The organism is Roseospira marina (genome assembly GCF_014197855.1).
Taxonomy (GTDB): Bacteria; Pseudomonadota; Alphaproteobacteria; order Rhodospirillales; family Rhodospirillaceae; genus Rhodospira; species Rhodospira marina.
Map to the genome: position 1 here is coordinate 81,714 of NZ_JACIGJ010000010.1, position 24,712 is coordinate 106,425.

General features: G+C 70.2%; 13 protein-coding genes, 1 other RNA gene and 1 pseudogene. 6 read left to right on the forward strand and 9 right to left on the reverse strand.

The features are described 5' to 3' along the window. Positions 1-17 precede the first annotated feature (17 nt). Complete coding sequence (locus tag GGD82_RS13695; RefSeq protein ID WP_150062798.1) at positions 18-3,995, forward strand: DUF4114 domain-containing protein; 3,978 nt, start codon at positions 18-20, stop codon at positions 3,993-3,995. 250 nt (positions 3,996-4,245) lie between these two features. After that, on the forward strand, positions 4,246-4,797 hold the full coding sequence (locus tag GGD82_RS13700; protein ID WP_150062799.1) for a YbhB/YbcL family Raf kinase inhibitor-like protein: 552 nt from the start codon (positions 4,246-4,248) through the stop codon (positions 4,795-4,797). A gap of 37 nt (positions 4,798-4,834) precedes the next feature. Here GGD82_RS13700 and GGD82_RS13705 read toward each other — a convergent pair whose 3' ends face one another. The 4 genes from GGD82_RS13705 to GGD82_RS13720 all read right to left on the reverse strand — a co-directional run bounded on the left by GGD82_RS13705 (position 4,835) and on the right by GGD82_RS13720 (position 13,804). Continuing rightward, positions 4,835-5,476: a LysE family translocator gene (locus GGD82_RS13705; RefSeq protein ID WP_150062800.1), complete on the reverse strand. Its 642-nt coding sequence runs from the start codon at positions 5,474-5,476 to the stop codon at positions 4,835-4,837. Positions 5,477-5,683: 207 nt separating this feature from the next. Continuing rightward, positions 5,684-9,379 carry a vitamin B12-dependent ribonucleotide reductase gene (locus tag GGD82_RS13710; protein WP_150062801.1) on the reverse strand — a complete coding sequence of 1,232 codons (3,696 nt, stop codon included), beginning with the start codon at positions 9,377-9,379 and terminating at the stop codon, positions 5,684-5,686. A 488-nt stretch (positions 9,380-9,867) separates the two neighbouring features. Next, complete coding sequence (locus GGD82_RS13715; RefSeq protein ID WP_150062802.1) at positions 9,868-12,021, reverse strand: hypothetical protein; 2,154 nt, start codon at positions 12,019-12,021, stop codon at positions 9,868-9,870. A gap of 196 nt (positions 12,022-12,217) precedes the next feature. Continuing rightward, entirely contained in the window at positions 12,218-13,804 is a 1,587-nt protein-coding gene (locus GGD82_RS13720) for a YifB family Mg chelatase-like AAA ATPase (protein ID WP_150062803.1), read from the reverse strand. A gap of 189 nt (positions 13,805-13,993) precedes the next feature. On the opposite strand from GGD82_RS13720, the gene GGD82_RS13725 reads away from it, so the two are divergent. Together GGD82_RS13725 and GGD82_RS13730 are read left to right on the forward strand one after the other, a co-directional pair. Further along, entirely contained in the window at positions 13,994-15,214 is a 1,221-nt protein-coding gene (locus GGD82_RS13725; RefSeq protein ID WP_150062804.1) for an argininosuccinate synthase, read from the forward strand. Between the two features lie 300 nt (positions 15,215-15,514). Further along, a complete protein-coding gene (locus GGD82_RS13730) occupies positions 15,515-16,102 on the forward strand; it encodes a hypothetical protein (protein ID WP_150062805.1) in 588 nt (195 codons plus the stop codon). A 102-nt stretch (positions 16,103-16,204) separates the two neighbouring features. Here the strand turns inward: GGD82_RS13730 and GGD82_RS13735 are convergent, their stop codons facing one another. The 4 genes from GGD82_RS13735 to dnaA all read right to left on the reverse strand — a co-directional run bounded on the left by GGD82_RS13735 (position 16,205) and on the right by dnaA (position 20,331). Then, positions 16,205-17,149 (reverse strand): metallophosphoesterase family protein, encoded by a 945-nt coding sequence (locus GGD82_RS13735; RefSeq protein ID WP_150062806.1) that lies wholly within the window; start codon positions 17,147-17,149, stop codon positions 16,205-16,207. A 113-nt stretch (positions 17,150-17,262) separates the two neighbouring features. Further along, positions 17,263-17,718, reverse strand: coding sequence for a DUF1489 family protein (locus tag GGD82_RS13740; protein WP_246163921.1), 456 nt, complete (start codon positions 17,716-17,718; stop codon positions 17,263-17,265). A 15-nt stretch (positions 17,719-17,733) separates the two neighbouring features. Beyond that, entirely contained in the window at positions 17,734-18,828 is a 1,095-nt protein-coding gene (locus GGD82_RS13745) for a glycosyltransferase family 2 protein (protein WP_150062807.1), read from the reverse strand. Continuing rightward, a complete protein-coding gene (gene dnaA, locus GGD82_RS13750; protein ID WP_375782129.1) occupies positions 18,829-20,331 on the reverse strand; it encodes a chromosomal replication initiator protein DnaA in 1,503 nt (500 codons plus the stop codon). 954 nt (positions 20,332-21,285) lie between these two features. On the opposite strand from dnaA, the gene GGD82_RS13755 reads away from it, so the two are divergent. Beyond that, the gene (locus tag GGD82_RS13755) at positions 21,286-23,868 is read left to right on the forward strand and encodes a TIGR02302 family protein (RefSeq protein ID WP_184013285.1); all 2,583 of its coding nucleotides are present in this window, start codon (positions 21,286-21,288) and stop codon (positions 23,866-23,868) included. Positions 23,869-23,980: 112 nt separating this feature from the next. Continuing rightward, positions 23,981-24,056: a transfer-messenger RNA gene (ssrA, locus tag GGD82_RS13760) on the forward strand. A 184-nt stretch (positions 24,057-24,240) separates the two neighbouring features. On the opposite strand, the pseudogene GGD82_RS13765 reads toward ssrA, so the two are convergent. Beyond that, positions 24,241-24,495: pseudogene (locus GGD82_RS13765) on the reverse strand (Mom family adenine methylcarbamoylation protein); the annotation flags it as partial. Positions 24,496-24,712: the final 217 nt, after the last annotated feature.

Here is a 24,712-nt window from a genome sequence, read left to right on the forward strand (position 1 = left end):
ACCGGAGCGAGATCGACATGGCCGAAGCCCAGACCCAGACGCCTACCCCCGGCGCACCGAGCACACCGGCCGAGGATCGCCAGATTCTGGACGACCTGATGCCGGCCGGAGACGGCCGGACCGGGAGTGAGCGCGATGCCGCCCTGCATGAGGCCATCGGCAACGCAATGGACGGCGATGACGCCCGCGCGCACGAGAACATCCACCAGGGCGTGGACAGCACAAAGGATCCGGCCGGCGCGCCGCCGGCCCGGCATGCCGGGCTCTTGGAGCCCGCGACGGCGGCTCCAGCGTGGCAAGCAGGCGCGGATACGCTGGAAGGGGGCATCGCGCCCGTTCTGGCCCCGCCCGCCCAGGAGGGGATACGGCCGCTCGACGGGGCACCGGTAACGGACGCCGGAAGCGTCACGCCCACGGCCACGGGCGGCTTTATCACGCCGACCGGGCTCGACGATGGAGCGGCGGTCCAAGCCGCCCTCGGCGTTGGAGCGTCGGTGCCGTCGGCCCTCTCGATGCCGGCAGCCGAAGACCGTGGCGACACAACGACACCTGGTGATGGCGTCAAGCCCGACCTTCAGGAAGAGGCCGATATGGTGCGCGAGGCGGAGGCCGATCGGCCCGACGCGCCCGCCATGGAGCCGGCTCCAGCCATCCCGCCCACCGGAGACACCGATCCGACGGACGATACCGACGGCGATGATCCAGCCTCCGACGGCGCGGACGACGCTCCGACAGGCGAGGATCCGACCGACAGCGATGATCCGGACGACGGCGACGATCCAACCGACGACGATGAGGACGACGACGACACCGGCGACGGCGACTCGGGCGGCGACGAAACCGGCGGCGGGGACGACCCGGCCGACGACGATGAGGACGACGGCGACGATCCGAGCGACGACGGGGACGACCCAGGCGACGGGGACGATACCGACCCACCAGACGACAGCGGCCCGGATCCGGTCCGCTTTAGGGTCGACAACACCGAGACGGCCCGCCCGGACTTCGTCGGCGATGACGTGCTGAGCATCGACCATAGTGGCGCCTATTCCCGCTGGGGTGCCGACATGGACGCCGACACGTCCCTCGCGGACGGCGACGGGGCGTCGATCACGGTCGACGCCTGGAACGAGGCCAAGAGCGTCCGCGCCGATAGCGACCAGAACGCCGATGTGTCCGTGGACAATTTCGTCCACGCCGACGTCTATCTCGGCGAGGGCGGCGACAGCACGGTCATCATCGACCGCGCCAAGCGTGGCCACGTCGAGACCGGGTCGGGCAACGACACCATCGACATCGACGCCCAGACCAACAATGCAGGCTGGATCAACACCTTCCATGTCGACACCGGCGCCGGCGACGACGCCATTACGGCCACCGGCGACAAGGGCATCACCCGCTTCGTGGTCGAGTCCGGGGAGGGCAGCGACGCCGTGGTGCTGGACGGGGCCTATGCCTCCTCCGACGTGGACCTGGATGCCCCCGGCGCGGATGAGGGCGCGGGCGGCAACGACCGCTTCGAGGGCGGCGTCGGCGCCGACAACGTGCGCGGCGGCGGCGGCGACGACACCCTGCTGGGCGGCGCGGGCAGCGACACCCTGGACGGCGGCAGCGGCAGCGACATCGTGGACGCCGGCGCCGGGGATGACGTGGGCATCCTGCGCACGGCCGAACGGTCGGACGACGGCGACACCACCGTCTACGACGGCGGCGACGGCACCGACACCCTGCGTGTGGAGGTGGACGACGCCAGCCTCGCGGACGCCGAGGTCATGGGCGACCTGCGCGCCATGCGCGACGCCATCCGGGCCGGCGGTGACGAGCCCATCGCGGTGGACAGCCTGAACCTGGAGGTCTCCGACTGGGAAGACGTCGCCATCGTGGACAGCGACGGCAACGCCGTGGACCTGGACGCCGACGGCGTCACGCTCGACGCCGCGGACGCAACCGGGCGCGAAGACACCCCCGTCGCCCTCAACATCAGCGCCGCGCTGATCGACACCGACGGCTCCGAGACCCTGGGCGTGACCATCCAGGGCGTGCCCGAGGACGCCACCCTGTCCGCCGGCACCCGCAACGCGGACGGCTCCTGGACCCTGGAGGCCGACGACCTCGACGGGCTGTCGATCCGCACCGCCGAGAATTGGAACGGATCGTTCGATCTGACGGTCGAGGCCACCAGCACCGAGCTGTCCGGCGACACCGCGACCGCCACCCAGACGATGACGGTGGACGTCACGCCGGTGAACGACGGACCGGTCATCAGCGGGCTGGCGAACATCATCCGTGTCACCAACGTCAACGACCTGGTCTACAAGCACAATTTCGAGACCGAGGCCCGCTTCCCCGACCTGTCGGAGAACCACCGCCTGGATCCGTCCAAGGTCAACGGCGTCGATCCAGACAACATGACATTGCAGCACGACTACGACGTCAGCGTCACGTTCGTCAGTGAGGGTGCCGGCTACCACAACGCCCTGGGCTGGTACACCGTCGGCGAGGACGGCAGCATCTCCGATCCCCAGTTCATCTACGGCGACGCCACCGACTCGGTGATCGAGAAGGCGGGCACCCAGACGGTGACCCTGACCGCGCCGGACGACGGCTTCGCCGGGAAGACCCTGGGCTTTTTCCTGGTCGCCGACGGCCATAACCGGAACAAGAGCGCGAACTTCTGGGACGATGCGTCGACCAATCAGGGCGGCCGCCTCGCCTTCGTGGACGACGACGGCAACCCGGCCACCGTCGATACCGCGACCCCGAAGCTGGTGTTCATCGACGATGACGGCGAAGTGCACACCGTGTCGTCCAACGGCGGCATCTATCATTCCGCGGCGGTCGGCGACACCACGGGCCTGAATCCGGACGGGCGGCAACATGCCATCAGTGGCGTGACCGATGACGGCGACAGCCTGATGGTCGGGTTCGAGGACCAGAGCGGCCTCGGTGACCACGACTTCAACGACATCGTGTTCACGGTCAATGTGGGTAGCGACAACGCCCGCCAGCTCGTGCCGACCGCCGTTGCCCCGGGCATCCAGATCGAAGACATCGACAGCCCGCTGCTCGCCAGTGCCGAGGCGCGGCTGAGCGAGGGCATGCAGCCCGGCGACGAGTTGCAGATCAACGGCGTGACCATCGACGCGGACGGGTTCATCGGCGACACCGGCGTCCGCGTCGAGGTGGTGCAGGACGACACCGGCTATGCGCTGCGGTTCTCGGGCGACGCCGATCAGGCGACCTACACCGATCTGCTGAGCCGCGTGAAGCTTCAGAACAGCGGCACCGATCCGGAGCTGGGGGACCGCGCCATCGACTTCACGGTCAGCGATGGCGAGGCCTCGGCGACTTCGCGCGCCACGGTGCGGGTCACGGACGACCCGAACCCCTCGGACATCCTGCTCGATGCGCCGGAGGACGGGGGAACCGACGGGGAGGCGACGGCCGGCGACGGCGCGGACGGGCCGGAGGCGTTGTCCGCCATGGCCCTGGCCGGGGACGAGGCGGCCTCGGACGACGGCAGCGCGACCGGAGAGGACGAGGACACCCGTCTTGAGGACGACCCGACGGGGGACGACGCGACGGGGGACGAAGAAACCCCGGACGGTGATACCGCCAGCGACGATCCCGATCCCGGCGCGATGGACGCCAGCGCAATGGACGGCGATGCCTCCGAGGACAGCCCCCCAATCGACGGTGCCGAGTTCGACGGCGATCCGTTGGATGGCCCAGGGGATGGACTGGACGACGGACTCGAGGATGGTGCCGACGACCTGTTCCTGCTCACGGAGGGCGACGACGGCCTTGCCTCCGGCGACTGGATCAGCGCCATCGACGACCCGGCGCCTGCGGGTGGGCCGGCGGACTCGCTCGATGATCTGGACGTCGGCGGGCCGGAGCCCGACGACGGCGGTTTGCCCTTGGACGACAGCCCGAGCGGCGACAGCCCGCCGGCCCACGAGGACGACCTGTTCGGCGCGCTCGAAACGGTATGAGCCCCACCGGCCGTGATCCGATCTCAGGATGGTCAAGGCCCTACGCCGCGTCGTGATGCGGGTCGGACACAGGTCCGCCCCTATTCCGTTCGGGCCCAGGCTTGCGTGCCGTTGCCATAGCGTGGATGTTCGATGATAGGATGCGTTGGCGATGACGGCTCACGTCACGCCGGATGCTTTTGCGTGTCCGCCCCCTCGCCTCTCTCTCATCGACCCCATGATCGACCCCATGATCGAAAGGAGACCACGCATGCGCCCGATGCTTCCGTGTGCCGCCGCGCTGGCGAGCCTGATCCTGATCGGCGCCGCCCACGCCGAGATGACGCTGTCCTCCGACGACATGACGGACGGCGGCACCCTGGCCGACGCCCACGTCTACGACGGGTTTGGCTGCACCGGCGCCAACCTGTCGCCGTCGCTGTCCTGGTCCGGCGCGCCGGAGGGCACCCAGAGCTACGTCGTCACGGCCTACGATCCGGACGCGCCGACGGGCTCCGGCTGGTGGCACTGGACGGTGTTCAACATCCCGGCCGACACGACCTCCTTGCCGAAGGGCGCGGGCAGCGGCGAGGCCCCGCTGCCCGAGGGCGCCGTTCAGGGCCGCACGGACTACGCCACCAGCGGCTTCGGCGGCGCCTGCCCGCCGGAAGGCGACGACCCGCACCGCTATATCTTCACCGTCTATGCGATGCCGGACGAATCCCTACCGCTGGACGAAAACGCGCCGGGCGCCATGGTTGGGTTCTTCGTGAACGCGGGCGCGCTCGACAGCGCCAGCCTGACCGCGACCTACGGGCGGTAAGCGCCACGCCGGTAATGGCCCGCGTCGCGGCGGGCCGTTACCGGCTGCTGGTCGCCAGCCGGATGCCCAGACCGAGGAACAGGGCGCCAAGCCCCCGATCCAGCCAGCGGACCACGGCGCGCCGGCCCCGCAGGGCGGCGGTCATGCGGCCGCCGGCCAGAACCAGCGGCGGCTCCACCAGGGCCGCGATGGCCACGATCAGCCCCCCGTGCAGCATCAGTTGCGCCCAGGTCGGGCCGGCGCCGGGCTCCACGAACTGGGGTAGGAAGGCCAGGAAGAAAAGCGCGACCTTCGGATTCAGCAGGTTGATCAACACGCCGGTGCGGAACGCCCGGCCCTGTGACCCGTCCTCGGCAGGACCAGCGGTCGCCTCGGGCAGGCTGTCGCCCGCCGTCCACAGCGCGCGCAGCCCCAACCCGATCAGATAGGCGGCGCCAACCCAGGTCACGATCGAAAACGCCACGGCCGAGGCCGCCAGCAGGGCGGAGATGCCCAGCGCGGCCATGGTGATATGACCGAAGACCCCGACCCAGACCCCCAGCATGGCGGCGAAGCCGCGCCGCACCCCGCCCCGCACCGTCTGCCCCAGGATGAAGGCCATGTCCGGCCCCGGGGCGATGTTCAGCAGAACGGCCGCCGACAGAAAGGCGGCCCAATGGGCAAGGCTGTAGTCGAACATATCCGCGTGTCCCGGGTCTCGTCATAGCCGCCGGCGCCCCAGTCGGCGCCCCAGTCGGCGCCGCCAAACGGCGAAGGCCCGCGAACGGAACACATCCGTTCACGGGCCGATCCGGCTCAAAAGCAAACCGCAGTCTCCGCCCCGCCGGCCCCGACGTCCATGGGAATCGGACATCGGCACCGGACAAGAGGAGAGATCCGCGCCGCCTTACGAACAGCCGCTCGTGGCGCCGCAGGTGTCGCACTTCATGCAGGTGCCGTTGCGCACCAGGGTGAAGTTGCCGCACTCGCCGCAGGAGTCACCTTCATAGCCCTTCATGCGCGCCTCGCGGATGCGGGCCATGGTGGTATCGCCACCGCTGGAGCCCCCCCCGAAGCTGCCGCCGCCACCGCCGCCGGCCCGGGCCACGGCCACCGACTGGCCGACCGCGACCGCACCGGTGGCGGTTTCGGTCCCGACCGCGCGCGCGGTCGCCGCGCCGTGGTTATGATTGCGGCCGTGCAGGACGTACAGGTTCGACCGCACATAGCCGGCCGACACCGTGCTGGGCAGGGCGTGTTCTTCCTCCTCTTCCCAGTCGTCGGCGAAATCACCCTGGTCGTTGCCGCTGCCCAGCGCATCCACCCGCAGGTCGTCCGGCTGAACGTGGGCGAGGTCGTTGCGGCCCAGGTAGGAAATGGCGATCTCGCGGAACATGTAGTCCAGGATCGACGTGGCCATCTTGATCGCGCCGTTGCCCTCGACCATGCCGCTGGGCTCGAAGCGGGTGAAGGTGAAGGCCTCCACGAACTCTTCCAGCGGCACGCCGTACTGCAGGCCGATGGAAATCGCGATAGCGAAGTTGTTCATCAACGAGCGGAAGGCGGCGCCCTCCTTGTGCATGTCGATGAAGATTTCGCCCAGACTGCCGTCTTCGTACTCGCCGGTGCGCAGGTACACCTTGTGGCCACCGATCACGGCCTTCTGGGTGTAGCCCTTGCGGCGATCCGGCAGGCGGTGACGCTGGAGGCGGTGCACCACCCGCTCGACGACGCGCTCCGCGACCACGGTGGCGCGCTCGGCGGCCGGAGCCTCGGCCAGATCCTCGGCGTCATCCTCGTCCTCCAACACCTGCGCGTTCAGCGGCTGCGACAGCTTGGAGCCGTCGCGGTACAGCGCGTTGGCCTTCAGGCCCAGCTTCCACGAGGTCCGGTAGGCCCGGTCACAGTCGCCGATGGCGGCGTCGTTCGGCATGTTGATGGTCTTGGAGATGGCGCCGGAGATGAACGGCTGCGCCGCCGCCATCATCTTGATGTGCGCATCCATCGACAGGTAGCGCTTGCCGATGCGGCCGCAGGCGTTGGCGCAATCGAACACCGGCAGGTGCTCCGCCTTCAGGCCCGGCGCGCCCTCGACCGTCATGGCGCCGCAGACGTACGTGTTCGCGGCGTCCACGGCAGCGCGGGAGAACCCGAGCGCGCCCAGCATGTCGAAGCCCGGATCGGTGATCTGCTCCATCGTCAGGCCGAGCATGTGGGTGCAGAAGTCCTCGCCCAGGGTCCAGGCGTTGAAGGCGTAGCGGATGTCGAACGCCGTGCCGAGCGCGTCCTCCAGCCGGCGCAGCGCCTCGTCGTTGAAGCCCTTGGCGCGCAGCGCGGCGTGGGTCAGCGCGCCCTCGCCCTTCGGCGCGCCCTCCAGCGTGCCGTGCCCGGTGGCGTAGCGGCCGATGCGCTCGATCGCCGGCTCGTCATAGCCCAGGGCGCGCAGGCCCTCCGGCACCATGCGGTTGATGATCTTGAAGTAACCGCCGCCGGCCAGCTTCTTGTGCTTCACGATGGCGAAATCGGGCTCGATCCCGGTGGTGTCGCAGTCCATCACCAGCCCAATCGTACCGGTCGGCGCAATCACGGAGACCTGGGCGTTGCGGTAGCCGTGGGCCTCACCCAGCGTCAGCGCCTGGTCCCAGGCGGCGATGGCGGCGGGCACCAGATCGGCCTGCGGGCAATCGGCGTGGTCCAGTGGCACCGGGTTCACGGACAGACCCTCGTACCCGGTGGCCTCGCCCCGCGCCGCACGGCGGTGGTTGCGCATGACGCGCAGCATGGCGCCGGCGTTCTCGGCGTGCTTGGCGAAGGCGCCCAGTTCCTCGGCCATCTCGGCGGAGGTGGCGTAGGCCACACCGGTCATCAGCGACGTGATGGCACCGCACAGGGCGCGGCCGGCGTCGCTGTCATAGGGCAGGCCGCTCGCCATCAGCAGGCCGCCGATGTTGGCGTAGCCCAGGCCGAGGGTGCGGTAGTCGAACGAGCGCTCGGCGATCTCGCGGGCCGGGAACTGCGCCATCAGCACGGAGATCTCGAGCGCGATGGTCCACAGCCGGGTGGCGTGGGAGAACCCGTCCACATCGAAGGTGCCATCGGCGCGGCGGAACTGCATCAGGTTCAAGGACGCCAGATTGCACGCCGTATCGTCGAGGAACATGTACTCCGAGCACGGGTTGGACGCGTTGATGCGGCCGCCCTCCGGGCAGGTGTGCCACTCGTTGATGGTGGTGTCGAACTGCAGGCCCGGGTCGGCGCAGGACCACGCGGCCTCGCAGATCGAATCCCACAGGGCGCGCGCCTTCATGGTCTTGGCCACGGTGCCGTCGAGCCGGCGGATCAGGTTCCAGTCGCCGTCGCGCTCGACCTCCTCCAGGAAGTCGTTGGTCACGCGCACGGTGTTGTTGGAGTTCTGACCGGCCACGGTCTGATAGGCCGCCGAATCCCAGTCGGTGTCGTAGGTGTCGATCTCAAGCGACGCCCAGCCCTGGCGGGCGTACTGCAGCGCGCGCTGGATGGAGTTCTCCGGCACCAGCGCCTTGCGGGCGGCGACCACGGCCTTCTTCAGGGTCTTGTTGACCTTCGGATCCAGGCGGTCCGGCGAATCGGCCTTACCGTCCCACTCCCGACAGGCGGCCAGGACGGCGTTCAGGTGATGCGCCAGGGTCTTGGAGCCGGTGACGAGGGCCGCGACCTTCTGCTCCTCCTTCACCTTCCAGCCGATGAAGGTCTCGATGTCCGGATGGTCGACGTCGCAGATCACCATCTTGGCGGCGCGGCGGGTGGTGCCGCCGGACTTGATCGCCCCGGCGGCGCGGTCGCCGATCTTCAGGAAGCTCATCAGGCCGGAGGACTTGCCGCCGCCGGACAGGGGCTCGCCCTCGCCACGCAGGGACGAGAAGTTGGTGCCGGTGCCGGAGCCGTACTTGAACAGGCGCGCCTCACGCACCCACAGATCCATGATGCCGCCCTCGTTCACCAGATCGTCGCTGACGGACTGAATGAAGCAGGCGTGCGGCTGCGGGTGCTCATAGGCGGACGGGGACGCGACCATCTCGCCGGTCTTGTAGTCCACGTAGAAATGGCCCTGGGACGGCCCGTCGATGCCGTAGGCCCAGTGCAAGCCGGTGTTGAACCACTGCGGGCTGTTCGGCGCGCCCATCTGGGTGCTCAGCATGTGGCGCATTTCGTCGAAGTAGGCGCGGGCGTCGCCCTCCGAATCGAAGTAGCCGCCCTTCCAACCCCAATAGGTCCAGGTGCCGGCCAGCCGGTCGAACACCTGCCGGGCGCTGGTCTCGCCGCCGGTGCGCTCCGCCTTCGTCTTGCCTTCGAGCGCCTCGGTGTCCGCCTCGTGCCGCCACAGCCATTCGGGAACGTCATCCTCCCGCACCGGGCGCAGCGCCGCCGGCACGCCGGCCTTGCGGAAGTACTTCTGGGCCAGCACGTCGCAGGCCACCTGCGACCACGCGGCCGGGACCTCGATGTCCGCCTGCCGGAACACGATCGAGCCGTCCGGATTGCGGATCTCGCTCGCGGTCTGCCGGAAGGCGATGGCGCTGTAGGGGTCCTGACCCTCGGTCGTGAAATGGCGGTCGATGCGCATGGTTCGCGTTCCCCTGTAGTCTTCTGGCCATCGGAGCGACAAGACGCGTCCGGCGATGAACGATCGGCGGTGCCGTATCGGTGGCAGCGGTGCGGCTCGGTCCAAGGCGTCACAAAGGCGCCAGAACCGACCGGCGTGTGCATGAAGATCGGGCCGGGTGACGGGAAACCGTCACACAGGATGTTGTGTCCCCGTTGCTCGATGACCCCAACCGTATGCGCGGCGCCGACCAAAAGCAATAGATATTGTATCCACAGGGGTGTGGATAACTACATCTGGGACCTTTGCGGGACGACAGACCCACCGTGCACCGGTCCCGAAAGGGGACGGGTGCCGCACGACCCCGGGGCCAGGGGGCGCCTCGCGCCCGGAACCGGGCGGGCGAACGATGCGAGTCTAGGAAAGACCGCCTTTCGATTCAACGACCTGAGCCGCGTTCGCAAACATGTCACAAAAGGGGGCGCGCCGGGAGGACGGCCCTGTCCCCGTTACTCTGACGGGCCGTCCGTCCCACGCTGCAGGACCGCCTGGAACCGGGCCATCGACAGCCGGAGCCCCGCCACGCCCCGGTCGGCGTCCGCGCTGGCCGCGATCGCCTGCCGGACCGCATCGCGGGGTGTCCAGCCGATATCGGTGGGCGCGCCGTCCTCCAGCACGAAATCAAGCTGACGGGCCAACGCGCCGTACTTCTGCACCGCCGCCGTCAGGCTGGTCTCGGCGGACTCGATGATGGCCCGCACCTCGCGCAGGCCCTCGCGGCGCACGTCGCTGTCCGGCAGAGCCTCCAGACGGCGCAGCAGGTCCGCGCGCACCGGGTCAACCTGATCGAGGATCTGGCGCGCCTTGTCGTGCTGCGCCGCCACGGTCCGGGCGATCCGGGCGAATTCGTCCCGGGGGCTCGCGCCATCGCCCGGGGCCGCCCCGTCCGGACGCCCGACGTCGAAAGGTTGGAGCTCGGCCGGGCGCAAAGTCTCCTCCCGACGCGACGAATCGGCGGCCGGCGGTGGGGACGGCGGGACCGCGACCGCGACCACGGTACGCGCCGGGGGCGCGGGCCGCGCGGACGGGACGGGAGCGGGCGGAAGGCGCGCGGGTGCCCCCGCCGAGGCCGGCGCGGAAGCAGAAGCCGATGGGGCTGCGGCAGGAGCGGCCGCCGTGTCGGCGTCCGATCCCGGGGGCCGGGTCGGCGGCACGGCCCCGGCCGCTGTCGCCGACTCTGCTCCCATCTCCGCCCCCATCCCCGCCTTCGCCTCGCCAATCGGCCCAGCGTAGTCCGGGTGCACCGACACCGCCGGGTCCCCCCGGGGGCGCGGCACCGGCACGGTCGCGGGGCTCCAGTCGGCCGGTCCACCCGCGCGAAACGGCCCGGTCCCGGCCGGGGGCAGCGCCGCCACACCCGTCACCAGCACGCTCGGGGGTGACGGCAGGGTCCGGCCGAGGTTGTCCACCAGCCCGTTCGAGGTGACCGGCCCCCTGCCCTCCGCGTTTCCCATCGACACTGTGCCGGGCGGGACCGGGGCCGGAACCGGTGCGGTCCGGTCGACGGCGGTCCCCCGACGCGCCACCGGCGGCAACGGATCCAGCGCGTTCGGACGGGCGGAGACCATGGCCGTGGCGGTTGCGGTGGCCGCGCGCACGGACGCCGGCCGCATCGGTGGCGCGGGCGTGGTTGCGGGCCGGGGCGGTGCCGGAATCGGGGGCGGAGCCATGGCCGGCCCCACCAGCCGGGGCCCCGTACGCACGGGGGCCGAAGCCGCAGGTGATGCCGCGGAGGCGGTGGCTTCGGACGCAGGGGATTCGGAGGCAGGGGATTCGGAGGCAGGGGATTCGGGCGCGACCACTCCGGGCGCGGCGGATTCGGGCGGGGGCGAGTCGGGCGGCGCCGACGAGGTGTCTATGCCCTGGGGTGCGAGCGAGTCGGGCGACGTCGCGGGCGGAACGATCGCCTCCGTCGGCGCCCGCGGACTGTCGGTCCGCGCCGCATCCGTCCCCATGGATGTTGGCGTTAAGGCTGGCGTTGCGGCTGGCGCTGTGGGCACGGCCCGGGCGGCGGCTTCGCCGGGTCCGGCCTCTGCGACCGCCAGGAGGGCCTGGCCCCGCCGGGCCGCCGTCAGCGCGGCATCCGCCTCGGCCTCCAGCGCCGCGAGCGCCGCCGCGTCCAGGCGATCCCCCGCCCCGGTCAGATCCCGCACGATCCCGGCCCGCCGGGCGCGGGCATCGGACAAGGCGGAGATGGCGGCGTCCCAGGCCGGACGATGGGCGTCCGGGGCGGCGGTGCGCGCGCGCCGAGCGCTGCTTAGGACGCCGGTCAGGCGAATCACCTCGCCCTGCGCCTGACGCAACAGGATGTGCGCGCGGCGTCTCTGGTCCGGAGAGGATGCCTCGACCGATACGGGAGCCGCCGCCACGGGGGATATCGCGCGATCCGGCACGGTGGTGGACGCGGCGACCGGCCGGCCATCCTGGGCGGCCGACGCGACGACCGGCGAACCGGGCACCACCCAGGCCGCAAGTGCCACCCCGGCGACCGGCGCCGCCACCAGACCGGCCAGCGCGAACAGTCGGTGCCGGGGCCAGCGCGCAGGCCACCGAGACCGCTGACCACGGCCGTCCGTCAGACCCAGGTGCGGGGATCGCGCCATGGCCGCCGCTGTGCTCCGGATGGGTCGGACGGCGCACGCTCCATCGGATCCGCACCGCCCGCACCGATTGCGATATTACCTTATGAAAAGGCTCCAGGCTCTTGTTTTGCCCGATTTTCTGAACAAGTTCCAGTCTGAACTCGTCGGTCCCGACGTGCGCTCTCGGGTCCGGTCGGCCCCCGGCGAGGCCGCCGATCTACACCGAAGACCGCGCGCGCCGGGGTCCGGCCCCTCGGACACGCCCGCGCGGGTCGTCCGGCATCGCCGCGCCGGCCCCCGCGACCGGCGTGGACCGGTACCCCAGGGCCTCCGCAATGTGCGCGCGCCCGACCCCGTCCCGGCCGTCGAGGTCCGCCAGGGTGCGCGCCACCCGCAACAGCCGGTGATAGGCCCGCGCCGACAGGCGCAGCCGCTCCGCCGCCTCTGCCATCAGCGCATGGCCCGGCGCATCGGGGGCCGCAACCCGCTCCAGCGCCGCGCCTGCGAGATGCGCGTTAACCCGCGCCTCCCGCCGCCCGCCCGCCCGGTCCGCCTGGGCTTCGCGCGCCGCCCGCACCCGGGCCGCAACCGGCGCGCTGGGCTCGGCCGCGCCCCCGGGCGCCATCGCGAAGGGATCCACCGGCGGCACCGTCACATGCAGGTCGATGCGATCGAGCAACGGCCCCGACAGCCGGTTGCGATACTCGATGCCGCAGCCGGGCGCCTTGGAGCACGCCAGGGCCGGGTCGTCGAGATAGCCGCACTTGCACGGGTTCATCGCGGCGACCAGTTGCACCCGCGCTGGATAGGTCACATGGCCGTTGGCGCGGGCGATGCTGACCTGTCCGGTCTCCAGCGGCTGGCGCAGCGCCTCCAGCGCGGGGCGGGAGAACTCCGGCAGCTCATCCAGAAACAGCACCCCGTGATGGGCCAGACTGATCTCCCCCGGGCGGGCGCGCAGCCCGCCCCCCACCAGCGCCGGCATGCTGGCCGAATGGTGCGGGTCGCGGAACGGCCGTTGGGTAATCAGTCGGCCCTCCGCCAGATGCCCGGCGACGGAGTGGATCATGGAGACCTCCAGCGCCTCGTCGGGCGCCAGCGGCGGCAGGATCCCGGGCAGCCGGGCGGCCAGCATCGACTTGCCGGCCCCGGGCGGGCCGACCATCAGCAGGTTATGACCGCCGGCCGCCGCGATCTCCAGAGCCCGGCGCGCGCTCTCCTGCCCCTTCACGTCGGCGAGGTCCAGATGCGGGCCCGTGTCGGCGCGGGCCTCCGGGTGGGGCCGGCCCAAGGTCTGCGTGCCTTTATAATGGTTGATGAGGTCGAGCAGCCCGGTCGGCGCCAGCACGTCCACGTCGCCGGCCCAGGCGGCCTCGCCACCCTGCGGGCCGGGGCAGATCAGGCCCTTGTCCGCCCGCACCGCCGCCAGCGCCGCCGGCAGCACGCCGGCCACCGGCGCCACTGAACCGTCGAGACCAAGCTCACCCAGCACCACCACGCCGTCCATCTCCTCCAGGGGCAGCACGCCCATGGCGGTCAGCACGCCGCAGGCCACCGGCAGGTCGTAGTGGCTGCCCTCCTTCTGCAGGTCGGCGGGCGCCAGATTGACGATGATGCGCTTGGGCGGCAGGGCGAGGCCGATCGACGTCAGCGCAGCGCGCACGCGCTCCCGGCTTTCCGCCACCGCCTTATCCGGCAAGCCGACAATCGTGAACGCCGGCAGCCCCCCGGTCAGGGAGACCTGAACCTGCACGTCCAGGACCTCGATCCCGGAAAAGGCGACGGTGTGGACGCGGGCAACCATGGACGGCGGGCCTTCGCGGCGCGACGGAAAGACCGGACCAGCTTAATGCGAGCAACACCAAAGGCGGTACACGTTTTTTATGCACCGGCGCGCGTTCCCGGAACCGGTCGGTGCACGCTTGCCCGGCGGAGCACTTCGCCTATACTCGCGACCTTTCCCGACCATCCGCGGACATAAGGGTACCAGGGCATGAACAAGGGCATCGGCAAGGGTGACGTAAAGAAAGTAGTGCTGGCCTATTCGGGCGGCCTGGACACGTCGATCATCCTGCGCTGGCTTCAGGACACCTACGGCTGCGAGGTGGTGACCTTCACGGCCGACATCGGCCAGGGCGAGGAGGTGGAACCCGCCCGCAAGAAGGCCGAGATGATGGGGATCAAAGAGATCTACATCGAGGACCTGACCGAGGAGTTCGTGCGCGACTTCGTGTTCCCGATGTTCCGCGCCAACACGCTGTACGAGGGCGTGTACCTGCTCGGCACCTCCATCGCCCGCCCGCTGATCGCCAAGCGCCTGATCGAGATCGCCGAGGAGACCGGCGCCGACGCCATCAGCCACGGCGCCACCGGCAAGGGCAACGATCAGGTCCGCTTCGAACTGACGGCCTATGCGCTCAAGCCGGACGTGAAGGTCATCGCGCCGTGGCGCGAGTGGGACCTGAACAGCCGCGCCAGCCTGATCGCCTACGCCGAGGCGCACCAGATCCCGGTGCCGAAGGACAAGCGCGGCGAGTCCCCCTACTCCATGGACGCCAACCTTCTGCACATCTCCTATGAGGGCAAGGCGCTGGAGGATCCCTGGACGGAGCCGGACGAGGACATGTTCCGCCTGTCCGTCGCCCCCGAGGCCGCGCCGGACACGCCGGAATACGTCGAGATCGAGTTTGAGAAGGGCGATGCCGTCGCCATCAACGGCGAGCGCCTGACCCCGGGTGCCCTGCTCCGCCGCCTGAACGCGCTGGGCGGCAAGCACGGCTGCGGCCGCGTCGATCTGGTCGAGAATCGCTTCGTGGGCATGAAGTCGCGCGGCGTCTATGAAACTCCGGGGGGCACCCTGCTGCTGGCGGCGCACCGGGCGGTCGAGTCGATCACCCTGGACCGCGAGGCCATGCACCTGCGCGACGAGCTGATGCCGCGCTACGCCACGCTGATCTACAACGGCTTCTGGTTCGCGCCGGAGCGCGAGGCCCTGCAGGCCCTGATCGACAAGACCCAGGAGCGTGTCACCGGCACCGCCCGCCTGAAGCTGTACAAGGGCAATGTGATCGTGGTCGGCCGAAAGGCGCCGGTCAGCCTGTACAGCATGGACCACGTCACCTTCGAGGCGGACGAGGTCTACGACCAGCACGACGCTGAAGGCTTCATCAAGCTGAACGCCCTGCGCCTGCGCCTGGGCCGCATGGCGGGGTAACCCCGCCCGCTTTGTGACACAGAATCACCAACAGCGCCGCCGCCGGGTCCCCTTGACCCGGCGGCGTAGCATTTCCATATCATTCGTGTTAGGTTTAGGGTGTTTAAAAAGAGCAACGACCCAAAGAACAACAACGGAGCGCGGGACGGTCGTCGTCTCCGATGAACCGAATCCCTCGGTCAGCCATAGGGTTTTGCAGGAGGGGGCTTCGCAGGAGGGGTCTCTCACAAGCGCGGTCAACGGCGCGTGGGGGCCCGGCGCGGTGGGAATGAGTCCCGCCCCACACAACGAGGTGCCGCCATGTTCGCAGACAAGACGCTGACCCCACGCGAGACGGTTCGCCTGTGCGCGCTGGGGACCATTGCCGACGCGAACCAGACGTACGCCGAGGTGGCCCAACAGGTGCGCGACTTCATTACGCGCATCACCGGCCCGTCGCTGGACCTGCTCGGCAGCTCCATGGAGCTGTTGCAGATCGAGGGGCTGATTCGCGCCACCGACGGCTCCTCGCTGGACGACAGCACACCGCTGGAAATCACCGATGCCGGTCGGGAGGAATTCCGTCGGCTGATGACCGCCAATCTGCGGTCCTCCTCGGATCTCTCGAAGCTCGTCACCGCGATGAAGTTCCGCTTCCTCCACCTGCTCCCCCCGGAGGATCGCTGCGGTCAGGCGGAGCTGCTGCTGGACGCGCGCGAAACGGAACTGAACCGCCTGCTGGACATGCGCACGGCGCACGGTGATCGCGGCGGCCCGTTCAAGGAGTGGCTGGATCACGAGATCACGCAAACGGAGCGGGCGCTGGCCTGGCTGGAGAACTTCTGCGACACCATTCCCCAGACCATCACGGACTCGGCGGCCCCCGAATCGGCGGCGGCGCCCGCATAGGATATCAAGGGCGCCCGAACGGGTGCGCTGCAGCATGGTCAACGGGCCGGGGTTCCCCTCCGGCCCGTTTTTTATGGGGACAGGTCCCCGCCCGTCCTCGGTTCAGGACACCGTGATGGGGCCGGACACCCCGTCGCCGCGCCGGGCCGCCGTCCGCAAGGGCGAGGCCAGAGGCCCGGGCAAAATCTCCCGCAGCACATCGTCGAGGTCGGGGGGCGCATGGCGGCGCCGCCATTCGCGCGGATAGCCCAACGAGACCTCCTCGAACCGGGTGCCATCGCGCCAGTCCGTGCGTGGCACATGCTGGTGCCCCGTCACCACCACGGGCGCGTTGAAGCGCAGGTGCCAATCGTGCGTCGCCACCGTGCCGCACCACGGCGCCAGCCGGGGCACCCGGTGAATGAACAGCAGGTCCTTGCGCATTGGAAAGTGATTGATAAGCACCGGCCGGCTTCCTGTGGGCAGGGCGCTCAGGCGTGCCTCCGTCTGGGCGACTCGGTCCTGGCACCACGCGACCCGATCCCGAAACGGCGCCGGGGACAGATGCTGCTCATCGGCACACAGCGCATGCTCGGCCGCCGCCCAGGCGCGCACATCGCCCAGGGCCACACCCGGCGGGCGGAAGCTGTAGTCGTACAGCAGGAACAGCGGGCACAGAATGCGCGGCCCCTTGCCGATGGCGGAGCCCTCCGCGGAGCTGGGGACCACGCCCTCCTCCGCCGCATCCGGAGGCCAGACCGGATACGGATCCTCCGGCGTCAGCACGCCATAGCCGCGCGCCAGCGCCACCAGGGCCTCGTACTTGGCGACCCCGCCCAGCGGACCGCCGGCCTCGTCGGTGGTCCACAGTTCGTGATTGCCCGGCACCCAGAGCACCTGCGCGAACCGGGGCACCAGGGCATCGAGCGCCTGGGCCAGATGCGTCAGGCTCTCGCCGACGTCCCCGGCCAGGATCAGCCAGTCGTCGCGGTGATCGGTCTCGAACTCCAGCACCGGCCGATTCTCGGCGTGCCCAAGGTGCAGGTCGCTGACGGCGAACAGGTTCATGAGGCTCCCGGCGCTGGCATCAAGTGTAAAACCAGTGTAGCACGCGCGAGCGATGCACGGCGCCGCGAAGGATCAATGCCGCGTTCCGGGCACTCGCCTCGCAACAGCCCGCTCTACAGAAGCCCCATCTCGCGCAAGGCGTCGCGCATCTCGTCCGGCATGGCCGCGACATCGTCGCCGTCCGCCCCCGGTACGGTCCGGCGGTCGGGCGGCGCCTGCTCGGCCGCCAGATAGCGCCAGCCCTGGAACGGGCGCCACGGCCAAGCCTCCGTATCGACAACGGCGGGGTCGAGATGGATGCGGCAGGCGGAGCGCCCGGTCTCCGGGTCCGTCACCGCCTCCAGGTCCAGGATGGTCTGGCGGCACCGGATCGCGCCCTTCATCACCCAGTACAGCGCGCCGTCGGTGAGAACCTCGCTGGCGCGGCGCGGCATCATCCGGGTGGTGTGCACCAGCGCGTCGCCCACCGCCATCCGGCGGCCGTGCTGAAGCGCGCGGAGGTCGTCGGGCGTTTCGATCCCGACGCAGAGCTTAATGAGATGCAGGGTCATGACGGCAGGGAATGGCACGCCCGGCGCCGGGGTTCAAGAGGCCCGGCCGGCCTCGCCGCCCGGCGCGCGCGGCGCCTCGCGGGCGGGGTCCCAACTGCGCGCCCGCCGGGTCAGCAGCGCGAGCGGCGACCATGTGAGAGCCCGGGCCAAATTGCGCAATGAGACCGTGCGCTCCGCCTGGATCCGCTGGCGTTGCGCCCACACCCCGGTGGGGCCACCGAGTCCCGCCAGACCATCGCGCAAGCCCCGAAACGCATCCCGGAACAGCCCGTGCCGGGCCGCGCGCGCCAGCATCAGGGCGTGCGCGGCGATCTGAAGCGGCACCAGCGGCCAGAACCAGACCGCGGGGGTGGTGCGGACCACCGTCCACAGGGCGTTGCGGCGGTCGTGATAGACGTTGAAGGCGTGCCGCCGCGCGGTGCTGGCGCTGCCGACGTGGCGAACCCGCGCCGCCGCGACCGTCACGCAGCGGCCGCCGCGCAGCCGGTGCCGCAGAGCCAAGTCCACGTCTTCCATGTAGCAGAAAAACCGCGCCTCGAACCCGCCCAGGGCGTCGAAGTCCGCCCGCGACCACAGCGCGGCCGCCGCGCAGGGGCCGAACACGCCGACGTCCGCGGGAGGCGCGGTTTCCACCGGCGCCCGATACCCGCCGCGCCACGCGAGGCCCGCCGGGCACCAGCAGTCCCCGATGCCGTCCAGCCGCGACGGATGGCCGGCGTCAAGTTGCACCGAGCCGAACGCAGTGCCGGCCGGGTGCCGCGCCGCCGCCGCCAGCAGGGCGGACAGCCAGTCCGGATCGGGATAGGCATCGGGGTTCAGCAGCGCCAGCCAGCCGCCGCGCGCGTATTCCGCCGCGAGGTTGTTGCCGGCCGCGAAGCCCAGGTTCGCGCCCGGGTGCAGAACGGTGATGGGGAAGGCGCGGCGTTCGGCTTCGGCATAGGCCCAGTCCGCCCCGCCCCGACCGTTTTCCACCAGGATGACCTCGAAATCGTCGCGGTCCTGCACCGCCAGGTGATCGAACGCGCGGCGGGCAAGCGCCTGGCTGTCGTGCGAGACCATCAGCACACTCACCAAGGGCCACGGTCCCGGCTGGGACGCGCCCTCCTCCGAAGGGGTGGCGACGGGCACTCAGGTCTCCAGCATGCGGCGCAACAGGTCCACGTCCTCGGCGAAGGCCGCGTCCGTGCGGCACAGGTCCTCGATCTTCTTGACCGCGTGCATGACGGTGGTGTGGTCGCGGCCGCCGAACTTACGCCCGATCTCGGGCAGGGACCGCTGGGTGAGCTGCTTCGAGAGGTACATCGCCACCTGACGGGGCCGCGCCACCGCCCGCGACCGACGGGCCGAAGACATGTCCGCGATACGGACCTTGTAGTGCTCGGCGACCTTCTTCTGGATTTCCTCGATGGTGATGCGTCGGTCGTGCGCCCGCAGCAGGTCGTGCAGCACCTCCCGCGTCGTCTCCAGCGTGATCGGCCGCCCGACAAGCTGGGCGTGCGCGACCAGCCGGGTCAGCGCCCCCTCCACCTCGCGGCCGTTGGACACGATCTTGTGGGCGATGAACTCCAGAACCTTGGGCGGAATCTCGACCCCGAACTGATCGGCCTTCGACGCCAGAATGGCCAGCCGCAGCTCATAGGTCGTGGGGTGCAGATCCGCCACCAGTCCCATCGACAGGCGGGAGCGCAGACGGTTGCCGATCTCCTCCAGGTCGTTGGGCGACTTGTCGGCGGACAGCACGATCTGGCGCCCCTGGTCGACCAGGGCGTTGAAGGTGTGGAAGAACTCTTCCTGGGTGGAATCCTTGCCGCTGATGAACTGCACGTCGTCGATCATCAGCACGTCCACGGAGCGGAACTGCTCCTTGAACGAAATCGTGTCGTGCATGCGCAGCGCCCGGATGAAGCTGTACATGAACTTCTCGGCCGACAGATAGGCCACGCGGCGGTCCGGGCGGATCTCGCGAATCTGGTGGGCAATGGCGTGCATCAGGTGGGTCTTGCCCAGACCGACGCCGCCGTACAGGAACAGCGGGTTAAACGGCACGTGGTCCGAATCCCCGACCCGCTTGGCGGCCGCGTAGGCGAACTCGTTCGGCTTGCCGGTCACGAAGGTCTCGAACGTGAAACGCGGGTCCAGCGGCGCCGAAAACACCTCGGTCCCCGCCGCGCCACTCAGGGCGCCACTCGTCGCCCCGCCCCCTGTGGACCCACTGGTCGGCGCGGCCGGCGCCCGCTCCGCCGTCGCTCGCTCGGACGCGGCGGGCCGCCCCGCCGGCGCGGCCGCATCACCGTCCGCGTTCGCGGCCACAAACACCGGTTGGCGCACGCCGTCCGCCGTGTCGCCGGCGGCCAACTCGGGCCCACCGACAGCCACCACGAAGGTCACCGTCCGTCCCTGCGGATCAAGCCCCATCCAAAGGTCCCGGATGCGGTCGGCGTAGTGTGTCATCACCCAGTCGCGCATGAACCGGGTCGGCAACCCCAGGGCAATGTCCCGGTCGGTGCCGCCGTTCACGGTCATCGGGCGAATCCAGCTCGCATAGGCAGCGCTGCCGAATTCACGCCTCAGCTGCTGGCGAACGCGAGTCCACACGTCCTTCACGTCGAGTTCCGGCGTCGCGGCGTCCATTCCCATCCCTTCCTGACGCAACCCCCAAAACGCCGTGCCGCGCGGCGAGCCTGTGCCCGACGCCGTCACGCCGTAACCGATGGAAAGACCCTGCCCGGGACACCCGACGAGTCCCGCCCTATCGACGTCCACACACACCGCTGACCCGGCCGCTCAGGGCCGATGTCAGACGCCGATCCTTCGTGAACCAGAGCGAAGGTCGCAAGATGCCCGGCTGCCGGACGCGCGATCAAGGAAAAAGGCCGAACCCATGCAGGCCAAGCATACAACCCATCTCAGCGCGCGGCAGTGACGCCGCTCGCAAAATCAGGCCATAATATCGATTAGGCCACTCTGCAAAACGCCAAAGAAATTCTTAGCGTTGGGCGCCATTATTCCCTCCCCGGACATCAAACGCACAACTGTCACGCTTCAGCCGTGGCGTTGCACGCTGTTTCCCTTCCTCTTCGCTTCCTGCGGTAGTGCGCAAAGAGTACCCGGGGCGTCGGCGTCAGGCAATGGGGCCGAAACAGGAACATGCTTCAGCACCATGACAGGGGCACTACATCTTGAACCGCAACCCAAGTGTGGCACCATATGACGAAATGTCGGCCGCGATCGGGGAGCACGGGAGGGCGGCGGCGTGACCGATTTGCCATCGCGGATCCGATCGCCCCGCCACGCCCCACGGGGGCTTGACGCCCCCCCGGCTCCGCGCCGCCACCCCTGAAAAATGTCGCGGGGACGCCCATGGACTCGGGTTCGGACCGGCGCCATATGACCCGGATGACCAACGAACTCCCCTCGCGTGGGGCCGCGCCGGATGGTCGTTCGAGTCGCGCGATTCCGGAGCAGGCCCCCTCAGCCGAACCGCGCGCCCCTCGCCGGACCGGACGCGCAACGGGTGCTGCTCGAGTGTCATCGGCGGACGCCCCACGCGGGATTGCTGCTCCGCCCTGGATCGCTCTCTCTTGGGTGGCGCTGGCGCTGGAGCGGCTGGCGCGGGTGGCGTGGCCAGCCCTCGCGCTGACCGGGTGCGCCTTGGCACTCATGCTCTCCGGCCTCCTGCCCCACCTTCCCGGATGGCTGCACCTCGGCGTCCTCATCCTCGGCGCCAGCCTTATCGTGGGCGCCGCCGTGCGCGGGGGGCGACGCTGGCGGCGGCCCACCCGGGCCGAGGCCGTACGGCGGCTGGAAGGCGGCCCCGGTCAGGCCCATCGCCCGCTGACGGCGGCCGGGGATCGGCTCGGTCTGGGCGCGGACGACAGCCTGTCGCGCGCCCTGTGGCGGCGTCATCAGGCTACCATGACCGCGCGCGCCCGCGCCCTGCGTCCGCGCTTGCCCGACCCCCGCCTCGCCGGCCCGGACCCGCGCGCGTTGCGGATCGTGCCCCTGGTCCTGCTGTTTGCCGCCCTGATGGCGGCCGCCCCCGATCCCCTGGCGCGCCTGGCCGCCGCCCTGAGCCCGCGCCTGGGCCCCTCAATCCCGTCCGCCGTGGCCCAGCTCTGGATCACGCCGCCGACCTACACCGGCCGGGCGCCGGTCTATATCGAGACCACGTCGGACCCATCCTCTGAGGCCGTCGCCGCCGGAGCGTCGGGATCCGATGCCCGCGCACCCGTCAGCGCCACCCCCCTGACCGTGCCGGCGGGCAGTACGGTCCTCGCCCTGGTGCGCGGCGGCTCCGGGCCGGCCACCCTTAGCTTCGGTTCCGACCACGCGCCCGCCCCCCTGGACCCCACCGGCGAGGGCGGGCAGCGCCGGGAGCAGGCGGTCACAAGCGGTACCCAGCTTCGCCTGACCCAGGACGGAACCACGCTGATCGACCGCCCCATGGCCGTAGCGCCGGACCGCCCGCCCCGCGTGGCGTGGCGGGCGCTGCCCGAAAGCGATTCGCGCGGCCACCTCCGCCTGGAGTACCGAGCGACGGACGATCACGGGGTGACGGACCTTGTGGCGGCGATCCGGCCGACCGGCGGGCAGGCGCTGGGCGATCCCATCGACGTGGCGCTGACCCCGCCCGTGGCGACGCCGCGTGCCATGACGGACCGCTCCGCCGATGCCGACGCGGTGGATGGCGCGCGCACCGAAACCCGCGACCTCAGCGCTCACCCCTGGGCCGGCACCCCGGTCACGATCCAACTGAAGGCGACGGACGCCGCCGGCCAGACCGGCGAGAGCGAGACGATCAGCCTGATTCTGCCGGATCGGCGGTTCGACCATCCTGTGGCACAGGCGGTCGCCGACCTGCGTCGGGTTCTCGTCACCCGGCCCGACCGGGCCCGCGCCGTGGCCAACGGGCTGGCGGCGCTGGCCGCCGACCGGACCGCCTATGAAGACCGGCTGGCGATTGACCTGGGTCTCTCGGCCGCCGCGGCCCGCCTTGCGCTCGACCCGGAGGGGATGGCGCAGGCGGCGGACCTCGACCTACTCTGGTCCATCGCCCTGGCGCTGGAGGATGGCACCCTGACGCTCGCCCGCCACGATGTCGAGCAGGCGCGAGAGGCCCTGCGCGACTCGTTGGAGAGGGACGCCCCCCGGGCGGAGATCCAGGAACGGCTGGCCGACCTGCGCGAGGCCCTCGACCGGCTGATGCGCGAACTGGCCGAGAGCATGCCGCTGGCCACCCTGCCGCCGATGGCCTTGCCGATGCCGGATGGTATGGAACCGTTCAGCCCGCAAGACATCGACCGCCTGATGGACCGCCTCTCCGAACTGAACGACCTGGGCGCGGACGAGGCGGCCCGCGCCATGCTCGACCAGTTGGAGTCCATGCTGCGCCAGCTTGAATCGGCCCGACCGCCGACCGCCGCTGAAATGCAGGCCATCGCGGAGGCCACGGAGATCATGCGGCGGCTGCAGGACCTCGTCCAACGGCAGCAGGCCCTCCTGGACGAGACGTTCCGCACCGGTCCCGGCGCGGCCGACCGCACCCCGCCGGACGTCCTGCCGATCCCAGACGGCCCCCGCCCTGGGGAATCGGCCCAGGAGTGGCTGGAGCGGCAGTTCGGCGCGGATCGGACGCCGACGCCGCCAACACCGCCCTCCGAGGCCGCGCGCGCGTTGGAGGAACGGCAGCGCGCCCTGCGCGAGGCCCTCGAACAGATGATGGGCGACCTGGGCGAGATGACCGGTCAGGTGCCCGAGGCGCTGGGGCAGGCCGACATCGCAATGCGGGAGGCCGAAGAGGCGCTCGGCCAGGGCGATACCGGCGCTGCGGCGCGGGCCCAGGGGCGCGCCCTCGACGCCCTCACCCAGGGGCAGGGACAGGCCATGGGCCAGATGATGGGGCCGGGTGGGCCCGGTGGCCTGTTCGGGTTCATGCCGGGCGGCCCGGGGCGCCCCGGGCCGATGGGCCCAGGGTTCCGGCCGGGACCGGGCCGCGATCCGTTCAACCGGCCGGCCGGCTCCGGCACGGATGACTCCGTCGATGTGCCCTCGGAGCCGGACACGCGCCGCGCCCACGAGATCCTGCGGGAACTGCGTCGGCGGGCGAACGAACCCGATCGCCCGGAGCCGGAAAAGAACTACCTGGACCGGCTTATGACGCCGTTTTGAGCGAGCACGCGCGGCACCACGGTCGCGGTGACATTCGAGGCTTGACTTTGGGCGGACGTCACAGCATGTTCCCGTCTCTTCGCGGCGCCCGACACATCGGCGGGCTCGCTAAGGGGCCGTAGCTCAGTTGGGAGAGCGCAGCAATCGCACTGCTGAGGTCAGGGGTTCGATTCCCCTCGGCTCCACCAATGAAATCAAGGGGTTAGCCTAGACGGGCTAGCCCCTTGTTGCTTTTCAGCAAGGCTATAGGAAGTTTCGGACGCCGTCCTGGGTGTCGCGCGACGGCGGATTTGGCACAAATCGGCACCGGTTTGGCACACCGGACAGGCGTCCGTAGCGGCATGATTTAGAGCATTTTGCGTGACATCGGGATCACGCAAAATGCTCTAACTTTTTGATATTGAAGCAAATAGTCGTCGCGATCTGTTCCAGATCGCTCGGGATTTGCTCTAGCGGCCGCTGGCCCGCCTTGCGATGGGCCGTCAACAGCATCTCGTGATAGGTCTCGCCGTCGAGGGTGTAGAACGCGATCAGGTGCGACCCCAGAAACAGGACGTTCGCGGCCTGATAGACCACACTCAGCCGCCCGCACCGTTCGTCCGCGAAAGACTGCACCCATCGGACGCTCGGGCATGATTGTGCCGGGCAGGCGCAAGATGCGGTCCACGTTCCCTACCTTGTCGGCGCCGAGCCGCAGTTCCAGAAGCTGCCCAAGCTCTTCGGCGCGAAGGGTCGCGGCACCGTCCTTGCCGTCCACTTTGTGGCTATCGGCGCGACGCCACAGGATGTTGAAGCCGTTGCCTGAATCGATGACGAAGGCGGGCGGTGCCGGGCTGTCGGTGGT